The sequence below is a fragment of the uncultured Parabacteroides sp. genome, assembly GCF_905196875.1.
GTDB lineage: Bacteria > Bacteroidota > Bacteroidia > Bacteroidales > Tannerellaceae > Parabacteroides.
Genome location: NZ_CAJJWO010000018.1, coordinates 12,544 through 26,178, shown reverse-complemented (window position 1 = coordinate 26,178; position 13,635 = coordinate 12,544). Strand labels below are relative to the sequence as shown.

Sequence of the window (13,635 nt, the reverse complement as noted above, 5' to 3'; positions counted from 1 at the left end):
ATATTATGCTGCTATAAAATAAAGCTCTAACGATTTATCTCTATCATTCTAATCTGTGCATACTTCGCACCTAAATCGTATTGCAAAGATACATATCTTTTTCAGTTGCACTATTTTTTTGTTATATTTTTTTCCCTTTAACCATGCTTTCTTATCCGATTCTTGGATTAAATCGTACAAATAATGCGGTTTTAAGGACATAGTAAATCAGCCTCATTGTGTTCTGCCATGCTCCGACTCTTTCTTTCGGTAATCGGAAGGAGAAATACCCATTACTTTTGTAAAGGTGCGCGAAAAATAAGCCGGCTCTTCAAAACCCAGCTTTGTAGATATCTCGTTCAGTTTCAGATTAGTCAATACGATATACTGACAGGCCTTCTGTATCTTCAGCCGGATAAAATAACTGATGGGCGATACGCCCGTCTCTTTCTGGAAAAGCATCGAAAAATGAGAAGGTGAATACTTGAAATAGGCTGCCAACTGCTCTAAAGTGAGGTTATGTTCCATACGCTCGCTCATATAATGGATCACACGGGAAGCAAAAGAGTATTCCTTATGATTAGGCAAATTAATATACCGATACTGTTCCAGATACAAGAAAGAGGTGAGGAACATATACAGGCACATCGATGAGTAAACCATATACTCTTTAATATATCCCATCGAAAAACAGCTGTATATCTCCTCGAATAATTGTATCCTGTCCTGCAGGCGTGAATACTCTCCCGGCAGGATTGTTCCCGGCACCGCAGTAGAGGGCAGAAACTCCCCGCTGAGTTTTCCCATGAAATGAACCCAGTAAATAGTCCAGGGATCGTGTTCGGAAGCACCGAAAGAATAGGAAACATTCGGAGGTATAATAATGTACTGGTTCTGTTTCACCGGATAAGTCTTACCGTTAATCGTATACCAACCCTCCCCTTCTATACAATAGATAAGCATGGCATAGCTGCATCCCTGGTCTTTTTGTACATAATGGTACTTTACCCTGGGAAAGAAACCGATCTTACGGACATACAGATTTCCGATAAGCGGCTCGCGGCTATAAGCGTTCAGCAATTCGTCCGGCAAAGAGACAAAACGCTCTCCCTTAAATCCTTCTTTAATCTTTATCACTATACATTATTATATATGTAAACCGTGACAAATATAATAAAAAAACGGCCACTTCCTTTTTCGGAAGCAGCCGTTTCGTGTTTTATTTTCAGGAGAAAGAATTACATCATTCCACCCATTCCGCCACCCATACCCGGGTTCATCGGCGGCATAGCAGGACCTTCTTCTTTCTTTTCAGCGATTACGCATTCTGTTGTCAGGAACATACCAGCGATAGAGGCAGCATTTTCCAAAGCAACGCGAGTTACCTTAGCCGGGTCGATTACACCGACAGCGCACAGGTTTTCATATTTGTCCGTACGGGCATTGTAACCGAAGTCGCCTTTACCTTCTTTCACTTTCTGAACGATAACGGCACCTTCCTTACCTGCGTTGGCAACGATCTGACGCAACGGTTCTTCGATAGCGCGTTTAACGATTTCGATACCAGTTGTTTCGTCTTCGTTTTCGCCCTTCATGCCTTCCAATGCTTCGATAGCACGGATGTAAGCTACACCACCACCAGGAACTGTACCTTCTTCGATAGCTGCACGGGTTGCATGCAAAGCGTCGTCCACACGGTCTTTCTTTTCTTTCATTTCCACTTCAGAAGGAGCACCTACGTAAAGAACAGCTACACCACCTGCCATCTTAGCCAGACGTTCCTGCAGTTTTTCTTTATCGTAATCAGAAGTAGTGTTTTCGATCTGAGTCTTGATCTGACCGATACGAGCCTGGATAGCAGCTTTGTCGCCTGCACCGTTCACAATGATAGTAGTATCTTTGTCTACAGTGATCTTTTCGGCAGTACCCAACATATCCATTGTAGCGCCTTCCAACTTCAAGCCTTTTTCTTCAGAGATAACAACACCGCCTGTCAATACAGCGATATCTTCCAACATAGCTTTACGACGGTCGCCGAAGCCCGGAGCCTTTACAGCACAGATCTTCAAAGAACCACGCAGACGGTTTACAACCAATGTAGCCAACGCTTCGCTGTCGATATCTTCTGCAATGATCAACAGAGGACGACCGCTCTGAACAGCCGGTTCCAGGATAGGAAGCAGGTCTTTCAGTACAGAGATCTTCTTATCGTAGATCAGGATATACGGATTTTCCATCTCGCATTCCATCTTTTCCGTATTTGTTACGAAGTACGGAGAGATGTAACCACGGTCGAACTGCATACCTTCTACTACGTCAACTGTAGTTTCAGTACCTTTTGCTTCTTCCACTGTGATAACGCCTTCTTTCTTCACTTTCTGCATAGCTTCAGCAATCAGTTTACCGATTGTTTCGTCACCGTTGGCAGAGATCTTAGCTACGTGTTCGATCTTTTCGAACTGGTCGCCTACTTCTTCAGCCTGGTCAGCGATCTTTTCAACCACTTTGGCAACGGCTTTGTCGATACCGCGTTTCAGGTCCATCGGGTTAGCACCTGCTGTAACGTTCTTCAAACCTACACCGATGATAGACTGTGCCAATACAGTAGCAGTAGTCGTACCGTCACCAGCGTTGTCGTTAGTTTTGGAAGCTACTTCCTTCACCAACTGTGCACCCATGTTTTCGAACGGGCAAGCCAGTTCCACTTCTTTAGCAACCGTTACACCGTCTTTTGTGATGTGAGGAGCACCGAATTTCTTTTCGATGATCACGTTACGGCCTTTCGGGCCTAATGTTACTTTTACTGCGTTTGCCAGTTCGTCCACACCTTTCTTCAAAAGGTCGCGGGCATCCATATCGTACTTAATTTCTTTTGCCATGATTATATTACTTTTTTATTGTCCGTTAATGAATTAGATAATAGCTAAGATATCAGACTGACGCATGATAAGATATTTCTCACCATCCAGTTCGATTTCTGTTCCTGCATACTTTCCGTACAGTACAGTATCGCCTGCTTTAACAACCATTTCTTCATCTTTTGTTCCGTTACCTACGGCAACAACTTCACCTTTTAAAGGTTTTTCTTTTGCTGAATCCGGGATAATGATTCCGCCAAGTGTCTTTTCTTCTGCTGCAGCGGGCTTGATAAGCACTCTGTCTGCTAATGGTCTAATGTTCATCTTTCGATATATTTTTAATGTTAATAATATTATGTATAATATGTGTATTTCTAATTCACGTTTACTCCTATGCGAAATCTGTGCCAAAACAATTGGCAGGAAAAAGACTGACAAATTTGCATAACCCGACAGTTTATCGTGCCGACACGACTGACAGGATGACTATCCTTTCCGCCTTACCAGCTTCCCGACTAGAACAAAAGTGCCTGTAAAGTAGTTCATAGGTCACTATCTTTTAACTGTTAAGTGCTATATTTTTATTCTTTTGGGCATGCCTCAATTTAATTTTGAGCTAGCTCAAAATTGATTTCGACCATGCTCAAAAGCAAAAAAATAAGGGAGGAAAGAATTAGTTTCTAACGTCCCTTACATTAATATATAGTAGGCTACCGGTTAGTCTATCAGGAGAGTGGAAATGGAATGTGCCGGTAATACAGGTTGATACACGCGGCCATCTATTTCGACAGACACCTGCCGGTCGTCGTTTCCTTCGTTAGCCAAAGCGACTACGATGCTTTTATCGGGGTTGATAAAGGCCAGAAGGTTAGCGAAAAGACCGGAAGTTTCGAGTTTACGAGCGCCGGGCTGTACGTAGTGGCTCAGGTGTTTCATGACATAATATTCGGGAGTGAAGCGGAAAGTCTTCGTATCGGGATCGACAACCACCAGAGAGTTTTGCGCCCATCCCCACCGACTGATACCGCCTTTATCCAGCGAAATATTCCAATACATATAAGCCGAAGCTCCGTTATCGAGGTAATGACGCATCAGGTTCCAGGAATAGACGGCTCCGCTCCAGTCGTTTTGCCCATCACCGCATTCCTGCTCGGTCTGGTAGAGCTTCATATCGGGATAACGTTCGTGTATACCTTTGATTGCACCTTTCCCTGCCCATTGAAAACCGACACCGCTGATATACTTGCTGCTTGCCGGATCGGTCAGGATGGTATCGACCAGGGCTTCGTTGGCACGTTCCATTGTTCCGAACATTACTTTTACGTCCTGCTCTTTCATCGCCGGGCCGAGATAACGGCCGATAAAGTTTGCCAAAGAGGCAGACGTCCAGCAACAGCTGGGAAATATTTGTGCCGAGTTAAATTCGTTCTGCGGCATAACGGCAAAGATGTCGATACCTTGTTCGCGGTAGGCTTCGATGAATTTAGAGAAATACAAGGCGTAGGCTTGCAGGTAGAGAGAGTCCTGGATAAACATATCCGTACCTTCGTAACCGACTTTATCGGCCGGGAGCCCGTTGCGGTATTTCTCGTTAAAGTTCTCGCCGGTATAGGCAGAGGCGTAATGTTTATTGTATTTCATCCAGGATGGCGGGCACCAGGGGGAAGCCCAGATACGCAGGTCTGAATTGTATTTCTGCGCACTCTTGATAAACGGGATCAACGTTTGCTGGTCGTTGGCAATGGTGAAATACTTCATTTCGAAGTCGCCATCCGTCTCATTATAGGAATACCAGTCGCGGGAGAAGTCGTTGGCTCCTACCGGCATACGGCAGATGGTGAGGTTCGCTCCTATCTCGGGGAAAAAGAGCTCTTCCATGATTTCTTCCCTTACGATTGGGTCGAGTTTGCTCAAAGAGATCCAGCCCAGTTCGTTGAAACAGGCGCCGAAGCCGTCTATCTTCTGTTGTTTCTTACGGGTATGGATTATTGCGTCGATCTCAGGAATGGTATCGGGAGAAGCAGAAACGAGGTCGGATTGTTCCTGCCACGGTTCGCTTTCAGTGGTTGTCACCCAGGAAGCTCTTGGTTGGAAAGAGCAGGAAGAAATGAATAAAGTAATTGCGAAAATTAAACAAGATGTCTTCATAAGGCTTAAATATAAAGGACAACGACTTCTCTTTGAGCAGGAGAAGTCGTTGTATTTGTTAGTTTTCTGAATCAGGTTAGAACTGTGCGATCAGCTCTTCTACGGTCACAGGTACTTGTTCTCCTGTGATCATATTCTTCAGGTTTATCTTACCTTCGTTCATTTCATTTTCACCAACAATAGCCACAAACGGGATCTTCTTCGTATCGGCATATCCCATCTGCTTCTTCATCTTGGCTGCTTCCGGGAAGAGTTCGGTACGGATACCGGCGGCACGTACTTTGGCGATGATAGGCAGCAGATAGCTCTCTTCTTTCTCTCCGAAGTTGACGAACAGTAGTTGTGTTGTCAATAACGAGTCGGCAGGATAAAGTTCCAACTGGTTCAGTACGTCGAAGATACGGTCTGCACCGAAAGAGATACCTACGCCGGATACGCCATCCATGCCAAATACACCGGTCAGGTTGTCATAACGTCCGCCACCGGTGATACTTCCGATCTGAACATCCAGTGCTTTTACTTCGAAGATAGCTCCGGTGTAATAGTTCAGTCCGCGTGCCAGGGTCAGGTCGAGTTCCAGTTCGGAATGCATAGGCAACAGGTCGATACGGTCGAGGATGAAGGTCATTTCTTCGATACCTTTCACAGCAATCTCCGAGGTAGACAGCTGTTCTTTCAGAACTGCCAGCTTTTCGCGGTTGGTTCCCGACAGCATGATGATCGGTTGCAGACGGGCAATTGCCTCTTCAGAAAGGCCTTTGCTGCGAAGTTCTTCGTTTACGTTATCCAGGCCGATCTTGTCCAGTTTATCGATAGCTACGGTAATATCGACGATCTTATCTGCTTCACCAATGATTTCGGCAATACCGGATAATATCTTACGGTTGTTCATCTTGATGCAGACGCGGATACCGAAACGACGGAATACCTCATCCATGATCTGGATCAGTTCCACTTCATTGACCAGCGAGTCGGAACCTACCACGTCGCCATCACACTGATAGAACTCACGGTAACGCCCTTTCTGCGGACGGTCGGCACGCCATACAGGTTGTATCTGATAGCGTTTGAAAGGGAATGTTATATCGTTGCGGTGCTGCACCACGTAGCGGGCAAAGGGAACGGTCAGGTCGTAACGCAGGCCTTTCTCGCAGGCCTTCACACCGAACTTTACGGCATTACGTTCGGCCAGTTCTTCGTCGGTAATGCCGGAGAAGCAATCGCCGGAGTTTAATATCTTGAAAAGCAGCTTGTCACCTTCTTCACCATACTTGCCCATCAGAGTCGACAGGTTCTCCATGGCCGGAGTTTCTATTTGTTGAAATCCGTACAGATGATATACTTCGCGAATCGTGTTGAATATATAATTACGTTTCGCCATTTCTTCGGGCGAAAAATCTCTTGTACCTTTTGGTATAGATGGCTTCTGCATATACTGTTTGCTCTTCTTTATCGTCGGAGCTAACCGACTTTTATCTATTATGTTATTATTCGGAATGCAAAGGTAGGTATTTTGTTTCAATTTCGTTATTTATTGGGAAGGTTGATTGTTTTATCCGTTTCTTTTCGTTACGTTTGTAACGTAATCAAAATATGACGAGACTATGAAAAAGAAACAAAAGAAAGCATTGTATGGCGAGATTGGTAGTTTTGCTATCGATTTAGCGAAGTACATAACAACAGGCGTTGTTGTAACAGCCTTACTAAAGGATTTCGGAGAGAACACTATTGTTATCTATTTAACAGGAGTCATCTCAAGCATTTCCTTTTTTACAGTTGGCTTATTTCTAATTAAATTAAAGGAGGAATAATTATGGCAAATATTCTCATGGCATTTTCAATTCCTATGATATTACTTATAGGATCACTAATTTGGGTTTATTTTATTGAGAAGGAAGAACGTAAAGAGAAGAAAAAGAAAAAATAAAAAGCAGCCCGAGGCATTCAGAATGCCTCGGGCTGCTTTTTATTTTGATACGGTACTAACTTTAGTCGCGACTTCTTCCACCCAGGAAGATCATCACATAATATAATAAGGTAGCCAGAGAACCTAAAGCGGCAACCACATAAGTATAAGCAGCAGAACGCAAAGCATCTTCCGCCTTATCATGTGTATAGGCATTCGTTATTCCGGCATTACTCAACCAGGCCAAAGCACGCTGGCTGGCATTGATCTCAACCGGCAGTGTTATGAAACTGAACAGCGTAGTCATTGCAAACAGAATGATACCGATCAGCATCAGTTGCGGAAATGTATGCAACATCAGCATACCTCCCAACAATACCCAGGTCATGATGTTAGAAGAAAAACTTACGATCGGAACCAAAGCCGAACGCATCTTCAAAGGGCCGTATGCCGTTGCATGCTGTACCGCATGACCACATTCGTGTGCTGCCACAGCCGCAGCAGCTATACTGTTGCTATAATATACAGACTCACTCAGGTTTACCGTTTGATTGGCAGGATTGTAATGGTCTGTCAAATGTCCGGGAGTAGAAATCACCTTCACATCGTAGATGCCGTTATCGTGCAACATCTTTTCAGCTATATCCTTTCCGGTCATCCCGTTAGGCATAGGAATCTTAGAATACTTCTCAAACTTGCTTTTCAGTCGGGAAGACACCAGCCAGCTTAACAAGGCAAAACCAATAAATATAATCCAATACATGCTCATAATGCTCTAATTAATTAAGTGTTATACAAGAAATGTCTTACAAAAAGTCTGCCAGAAACAAAAATGGCAGAAGATTGGCCTGCTTAGAGGTGGTCTTCTGCCATTTTGTAATAGTATCTGATGTTTATTCTTCGATATACCGGATAATTGTCTGCTCACGGTCGGGTCCTACCGACACGATTTTAACAGGGACACCCAGCTCTTCTTCAAGGAAAGCGAGGTATGCGTTGAATTCTTCGGGGAATTCGTCTTCGCTCTGCATCTTTGTCATGTCTGTCTTCCAACCCGGCAGTTCAACGTATACAGGTTCGATCGTATCGTCGATTTCAAACGGGAATTCTGTTACCTCTTCCCCGTTGATCTTATAAGCTACACAAGCCTTGATCGTTTCGAAACCGTCGAGCACGTCGCTCTTCATCATGATAAGCTGGCTTACACCGTTGATCATAACGGCATATTTCAACGCTACCAAGTCGATCCAACCGCAACGGCGCTTACGTCCTGTAACGGAACCGAACTCATGTCCCAACGTACAAAGCTGATCGCCTGTTTCGTCGAACAGTTCAGTCGGGAACGGGCCGCTACCTACACGGGTGCAATAAGCTTTAAAGATACCGTACACTTCGCCGATATTACGCGGAGATACGCCCAAGCCGGTACAACATCCAGCGCAAATCGTATTAGATGAAGTAACGAACGGATAAGAACCGAAGTCGATATCCAGCATAGTGCCCTGTGCACCTTCTGCCAGAACAGACTTACCTTCTTTCAGGTAGTTGTTTACGACATGTTCGCTATCGATCAGGTTGAATTTCTTCAGGTATTCCAGTGCTTCAAACCATTGGGCTTCGAGTTCCTTGATATCGTAAGAATAGTTCAATGAGTTCAGGATCGCTTCGTGGCGTGCTTTGGCAGCGGCATACTTTTCATCGAAGTTATGCAGCAAGTCACCTACGCGGAGACCGTTACGGCTGATCTTGTCTGTATATGTCGGGCCGATACCTTTACCTGTCGTACCAATCTTACCGGAACCTTTGGCTGCTTCGTAAGCAGCATCGAGCATACGGTGAGTAGGCAGGATCAGGTGTGCCTTCTTAGAAATACAAAGTTGTTTGGTCAGGTCGTGACCACTGGCAGCAAGCGCTTCGGCTTCCTGTTTGAACAATAACGGGTCGAGAACGACACCATTACCGATTACATTCACTTTTCCTCCCTGGAAAATACCTGACGGAATAGAACGAAGAACATACTTTTCTCCGTTAAACTCCAATGTGTGTCCTGCATTGGGACCTCCCTGAAAACGAGTGATTACATCGTAGTTGGGAGTCAGCACGTCGACAACTTTACCTTTGCCTTCGTCACCCCATTGCAATCCTAATAAAACATCTACTTTCATTTTATCTTTATAATAGGCTGTTAATATTCTTATTTTCCAATTCTTTGCTGAAGCTTGAATTTACATTTGCTGCATATCCCGTAGATATATAACGAATGAAACTCGGGTGTGAAACGGGATATCTTCAAATTGCAGACATCCTTTTTCAACACGCTGTCTTTCATTTCCCTGATCGCCCCGCACTTCATACAGATCAGATGCAAATGCGTTTCCGCCAGGGCCCGCAGTTCGTATTGAACCGACTGAGCGTTCAATTGATGCCGCACAATCATCCCTCCATCCTCCAACACATCCAGTGTATTGTAAAGCGTAGCCTTACTCACATGGAAGTTTGTTTCTTCCAGCTTTTCCTGAAGTGAGTACATGTCGAAATGACCAGAGAAACCGCATATGCATTCAAAGATAGCATATCTTTCTTCGGTCTTTCGTAGTTTTTTCTCAGTCAGATACTCCGTAAATGACTGTTTCATCTCTATGTACTTCTTTTCATCCATTCTGTTGCGACACCACGCGACCGACAAAGTTAGCGCATTTATTTTAAACGCAAAGCCTTAGCTATAATATTCAAATTCAAATTTTAATTCATTATAGATTTCCTGCCCTTCGGGAGTCTTCATAAACTCCGTAAAGTCATCGAAACCGCTCAATATTTGTTTGGCACGATCGGCAGACTGACGTCCGTAAAATTTCATTGCCCTCACCGCCGCCTGCTTCTCTTTCCAGGAAACGCCGAAGTCGGGCCAGGCAACCGTACGCATACATTCTACAATGAAGGCGGCTCTTACCGGAGCAGACACCGTCTTCCCTTCCTTAAACAATTCTGTCCAAATGAGATAGGCTACCGTACGGGCATACTCATCCTCTACATTAAAGATAAGTCCGAGGAGGAGATTATCGGCATAGGGTAGTTTGCAGAAAAGGTTACGGCTGCATTGCTCCGCAATTTCCAGGTAAGGTATTTCTTTCACCCATTGCTCGGCCTGTTTAAACGGAAATTCCTCAACGGGCTGCAACAAGGGAGCCAGCAGCTTGAACTCGCGAATGTCTTCCTGCCACAAAGCCGCTGCCAGTTCCGAGCTGGGCTGATGCGTTGCCGCAATCTGCTTGACTTCGGGTAGAGGAACACCGAAGTTCAGTTTATAAACTACCCCTTTCTCCCGCATGCTGGTGGAGATAACTCCATTCATAGCCATGCGGAGTTGGGTACGTATTTCTCTTAATTGGTCTTGCAACATATTCGCTTAGTCGTTGTAAGATGGGAGGAATGAATAATCTTTGCTGTAACGGAGCATTTGTTCGGTATAACCTTCAGTATAGTCGAGCACGATATCGGTTACTTCGCCTTTATCGTTCTTCACTTCTTTCATGACCGGGTTGACGAAACCTTTGTATGGTGCCAGGTTCAGTTTTACATAACGGGCAAGCACTTCGTCATGCAATGCCTGATCCACCTTCACGGCGTAATCCTCTACCAGCTTCTTGCCGGCGGAGAAGTCGCCTTCGCTCTTGATACGCTGAACTTCGGCCAAAAGGGTCCCGAACAGTGTACGTAACTTTTCGTAATCGTTCACCACGACGTATGTCTTCCCGTCACGTTTCTTGTATTCGATTACATTGTCGGCTTTACCGTTTTCGTAAGCCCATTTAGCTATCAGCTGACGGTTACGCATGTGTGCTTCTTCCACGTTCTTACCCGCTTCGATGCGGACAAGCTGTGTCATCAAACCGTTCATGATGTATTTGTAATACTCAGCTTTATAAGCTTCGCCATCCGGTACCAGCCCCAGCTCTACCAGCTTCGGATCCCCCAGATAATAGAGTCCAAACAAGTCGGCACGGGCCTCTTCCAAAGTAGAGTCGTAAGCTTTCAAAGCGCCCGACTCTGTATTGGGTAAAAGCTTACCGGAACCATGTCCAAGGCATTCGTGAAGGTCGGTATGTAAGTTGTCGGTCAGGAAGCCGTATTTATTGAGAGCTTCACGTTCCGTATCGCTCCAGATAAACTCTTCATTGAAACCATTACCTTGCGATGCTTTGTCGTAAGCCTCGGTTATATTCTCTATGGTAACGGACTTAGAACCGTGATCACGACGGATCCAGTCTGCATTCGGCAAGTTAATACCGATCGGAGTAGCCGGATAACAATCACCACCTAGCATAGAGATCGTGATCACTTTTGCACTTACCCCTTTCACCTTTTCTTTCTTAAAGCGGCTGTCTACCGGAGAATGATCTTCGAACCATTGCGCGTTATCGCTGATCACTTTCGTACGTTTGGTCGCTTCCTTATTGATAAAATTCACGGTTGACTCCCAGCTGGCTTTCATTCCCAGCGGATCGCCGTATGTTTCGATAAAGCCGTTCACAAAGTCCACATCCGAGGTAGTATCTTCCACCCAAAGGATCGAATAAGCATCGAACGTTTTCAGATCGCCTGTCTGATAATATGCGATCAACTTCTCGATGATAGCTTTCTGCGCTTCATTCTCTGCAAAGGGAACAGCCTTCTGAAGTTCTTTTACAATCTGTTCGATCGCGGCTGAATAAAGACCGCCTACTTTCCAGACTTTTTCTACAACCTTACCGTTTTCTTTCACCAGCCGGCTGTTCAGTCCGTAAGAAATCGGAGTGACGGTATCCTGACCGACTTTCATCGCTGCATAATAATCTTCCACCTCTTTTTGAGTGATACCGCCACCATAATAGTTATTGGCTGAAGCCTGTATCCAATCCTGATCGCCACTCTGTACGGTTCGTTTTGCCAAGACAGTCGGATCAAAGATTACCGGAGATATTTCGGCAATAAATTGTTCCAATGTCTGTCCTTCACGCAAAGGCAGATCCGACACGTTGACCTGCTCCAGACAACTCCGGAAGAACTCGGGAGTGAAACCGGGAGCAAACTTATCTTCAGCATAATGATGGTGGATACCGCTGGAGAACCATACCCGCTTCAGATAAGTCTCCAATGCTTTAAACTGCGCATCTTCACGATTTCCCTTATATTCCGTATAAATTGTCTCCAATGTACGGCGGATCGGCAGGTTATAACGGCAATTCTGGTCGAAGAATATGTCGCGTCCCATCTGTGCAGCTTCCGCCAGATGATATAATAACTGTTTTTGTTTTAACGAAAGAGACTCGAATCCCGGAACCTGATAGCGAAGTATCTGCAGGTCTGCGAACTGGTCTACTACGTAATCGAACTCTCCCTGCGGAACCTGGGCGTTATCCCCCTTCTGGCCTGTGCAGGCGGTTAATGCCATTGCTGTCATAAGCGATACAATTGTATTTCTCATATTATTTATACTAATTCTTTTGTTTTTTCTGAAGTATTACAACGAAAGGCTCTCCCGCAAAGGTAACGAATAAATCGAACCCGTAGGAATATCACCCTAATATTTTGTACCTTTGCATCCGATATATTTAGAAAGAATGGAAATAGCAGCATTAGTATCAGGAGGTGTGGACAGCTCCGTAGTAGTCCACCAGTTGAAGGAGGCGGGATATGATCCTACCATCTTCTATATCCGTATCGGTATGGAAGATAAAGACGGATATATCGACTGCCCTGCCGAAGAAGACATAGAAATAACATCTTATATAGCACGCAAATACGGTTGCCGCTTCGAAGTGGTATCCCTACATGATGAATATTGGGACAAAGTGGTCAGCTACACGATCGACTCGGTGAAACGCGGCCTCACTCCCAACCCGGATATGATGTGCAACAAATTCATCAAATTCGGTTGCTTCGAAGAGAAATGGGGAAAAGACTTCGACAAGATCGCAACCGGCCATTATGCCACAACGACTGAGATCGACGGAAAAGTTTGGCTTTCTACCGCCAAAGACCCGGTGAAAGACCAGACCGATTTCCTCGGACAAATCACCCGGTTGCAAATACAGAAACTGATGTTCCCCATCGGCCACCTGATGAAAGCCGAAGTACGTGCTATTGCCGCTGAACAAAAACTGCCAAGCGCCATGCGTAAGGACAGCCAGGGAATCTGTTTCCTCGGAAAGATCAACTACAACGACTTTATCGAACGTTACCTGGGTAAGCGCGTCGGTAAGATCGTCGAACTGGAAACAGGCAAAGTACTGGGTAAACACAACGGTTACTGGTTCCATACCATCGGACAACGCAAAGGATTAGGCCTTAGCGGAGGTCCTTGGTTCGTTATCAAAAAAGATATCAAACGCAATATCATCTACGTATCCAACGGTTATGACCCGGAAACCCAGTACGGCAAAACGATCAACCTGCACGGTTTCGACTTCATCACCGAAGATCCGTGGGGAGAATTCGCCGATGAGAAGGAGATCACCTTCAAAATCCGTCATACACCAGACTTCACTCCTGGACGTATCCGCCGTATAGGCGACCTGTACCGTATCGAATCAGAGAACAAAATACAGGGAATCGCCCCGGGCCAGTACGGTGTTGTCTACGATAAAGATCATCGCCTTTGTCTGGGAAGCGGTATGATAATTGACGAAACGGAGTAACCGTTTGTCAATTATCATACATATCTTTGTATCAGACTATAACATATACAACTATGGAAACGACGAC

General features: G+C 45.1%; 12 protein-coding genes. 2 read left to right on the top strand and 10 right to left on the bottom strand.

The genetic code is table 11. The features are described from left to right. Positions 1–213: 213 nt before the first annotated feature. The 5 genes from QZ076_RS08455 to hisS all read right to left on the bottom strand — a co-directional run bounded on the left by QZ076_RS08455 (position 214) and on the right by hisS (position 6,417). Entirely contained in the window at positions 214–1,116 is a 903-nt protein-coding gene (locus QZ076_RS08455) for an AraC family transcriptional regulator (protein ID WP_293712423.1), read from the bottom strand. 101 nt (positions 1,117–1,217) lie between these two features. Next, positions 1,218–2,858 carry a chaperonin GroEL gene (gene groL, locus QZ076_RS08450; RefSeq protein ID WP_122360914.1) on the bottom strand — a complete coding sequence of 547 codons (1,641 nt, stop codon included), beginning with the start codon at positions 2,856–2,858 and terminating at the stop codon, positions 1,218–1,220. Positions 2,859–2,891: 33 nt separating this feature from the next. Next, a complete protein-coding gene (locus QZ076_RS08445) occupies positions 2,892–3,161 on the bottom strand; it encodes a co-chaperone GroES (RefSeq protein WP_028728476.1) in 270 nt (89 codons plus the stop codon). Between the two features lie 393 nt (positions 3,162–3,554). Beyond that, the gene (locus tag QZ076_RS08440; protein WP_293712416.1) at positions 3,555–4,985 is read right to left on the bottom strand and encodes a glycoside hydrolase family 30 protein; all 1,431 of its coding nucleotides are present in this window, start codon (positions 4,983–4,985) and stop codon (positions 3,555–3,557) included. A gap of 76 nt (positions 4,986–5,061) precedes the next feature. Further along, positions 5,062–6,417 (bottom strand): histidine--tRNA ligase, encoded by a 1,356-nt coding sequence (gene hisS, locus QZ076_RS08435; protein WP_293712414.1) that lies wholly within the window; start codon positions 6,415–6,417, stop codon positions 5,062–5,064. Positions 6,418–6,589: 172 nt separating this feature from the next. On the opposite strand from hisS, the gene QZ076_RS08430 reads away from it, so the two are divergent. Next, positions 6,590–6,796: a DUF6722 family protein gene (locus QZ076_RS08430; RefSeq protein ID WP_293712412.1), complete on the top strand. Its 207-nt coding sequence runs from the start codon at positions 6,590–6,592 to the stop codon at positions 6,794–6,796. A 177-nt stretch (positions 6,797–6,973) separates the two neighbouring features. Here the strand turns inward: QZ076_RS08430 and QZ076_RS08425 are convergent, their stop codons facing one another. The 5 genes from QZ076_RS08425 to QZ076_RS08405 form a co-directional block, all read right to left on the bottom strand. Beyond that, positions 6,974–7,660 (bottom strand): zinc metallopeptidase, encoded by a 687-nt coding sequence (locus tag QZ076_RS08425; protein WP_293712410.1) that lies wholly within the window; start codon positions 7,658–7,660, stop codon positions 6,974–6,976. A gap of 124 nt (positions 7,661–7,784) precedes the next feature. Continuing rightward, complete coding sequence (locus QZ076_RS08420; protein ID WP_293712408.1) at positions 7,785–9,056, bottom strand: adenylosuccinate synthase; 1,272 nt, start codon at positions 9,054–9,056, stop codon at positions 7,785–7,787. A gap of 29 nt (positions 9,057–9,085) precedes the next feature. Next, positions 9,086–9,550 (bottom strand): Fur family transcriptional regulator, encoded by a 465-nt coding sequence (locus tag QZ076_RS08415; protein ID WP_365325071.1) that lies wholly within the window; start codon positions 9,548–9,550, stop codon positions 9,086–9,088. Positions 9,551–9,607: 57 nt separating this feature from the next. Next, positions 9,608–10,291 carry a DNA alkylation repair protein gene (locus QZ076_RS08410; protein WP_293712403.1) on the bottom strand — a complete coding sequence of 228 codons (684 nt, stop codon included), beginning with the start codon at positions 10,289–10,291 and terminating at the stop codon, positions 9,608–9,610. Between the two features lie 6 nt (positions 10,292–10,297). After that, the gene (locus QZ076_RS08405) at positions 10,298–12,355 is read right to left on the bottom strand and encodes a dihydrofolate reductase (RefSeq protein WP_293712401.1); all 2,058 of its coding nucleotides are present in this window, start codon (positions 12,353–12,355) and stop codon (positions 10,298–10,300) included. A gap of 136 nt (positions 12,356–12,491) precedes the next feature. On the opposite strand from QZ076_RS08405, the gene mnmA reads away from it, so the two are divergent. Beyond that, a complete protein-coding gene (gene mnmA, locus QZ076_RS08400; RefSeq protein WP_293712400.1) occupies positions 12,492–13,568 on the top strand; it encodes a tRNA 2-thiouridine(34) synthase MnmA in 1,077 nt (358 codons plus the stop codon). The last annotated feature ends 67 nt before the right edge of the window (positions 13,569–13,635 follow it).

Excerpts from the sequence above, each read along its gene's own strand:
- hisS (WP_293712414.1), bottom strand. The coding sequence starts at position 6,417 with ATGCAGAAGCCATCTATACCAAAAGGTACAAGAGATTTTTCGCCCGAA.
- QZ076_RS08415 (WP_365325071.1), bottom strand. The coding sequence starts at position 9,550 with ATGGATGAAAAGAAGTACATAGAGATGAAACAGTCATTTACGGAGTAT.
- groL (WP_122360914.1), bottom strand. The coding sequence starts at position 2,858 with ATGGCAAAAGAAATTAAGTACGATATGGATGCCCGCGACCTTTTGAAG.
- QZ076_RS08430 (WP_293712412.1), top strand. The coding sequence starts at position 6,590 with ATGAAAAAGAAACAAAAGAAAGCATTGTATGGCGAGATTGGTAGTTTT.
- QZ076_RS08440 (WP_293712416.1), bottom strand. The coding sequence starts at position 4,985 with ATGAAGACATCTTGTTTAATTTTCGCAATTACTTTATTCATTTCTTCC.
- mnmA (WP_293712400.1), top strand. The coding sequence starts at position 12,492 with ATGGAAATAGCAGCATTAGTATCAGGAGGTGTGGACAGCTCCGTAGTA.
- QZ076_RS08420 (WP_293712408.1), bottom strand. The coding sequence starts at position 9,056 with ATGAAAGTAGATGTTTTATTAGGATTGCAATGGGGTGACGAAGGCAAA.
- QZ076_RS08410 (WP_293712403.1), bottom strand. The coding sequence starts at position 10,291 with ATGTTGCAAGACCAATTAAGAGAAATACGTACCCAACTCCGCATGGCT.
- QZ076_RS08405 (WP_293712401.1), bottom strand. The coding sequence starts at position 12,355 with ATGAGAAATACAATTGTATCGCTTATGACAGCAATGGCATTAACCGCC.
- QZ076_RS08425 (WP_293712410.1), bottom strand. The coding sequence starts at position 7,660 with ATGAGCATGTATTGGATTATATTTATTGGTTTTGCCTTGTTAAGCTGG.
- QZ076_RS08445 (WP_028728476.1), bottom strand. The coding sequence starts at position 3,161 with ATGAACATTAGACCATTAGCAGACAGAGTGCTTATCAAGCCCGCTGCA.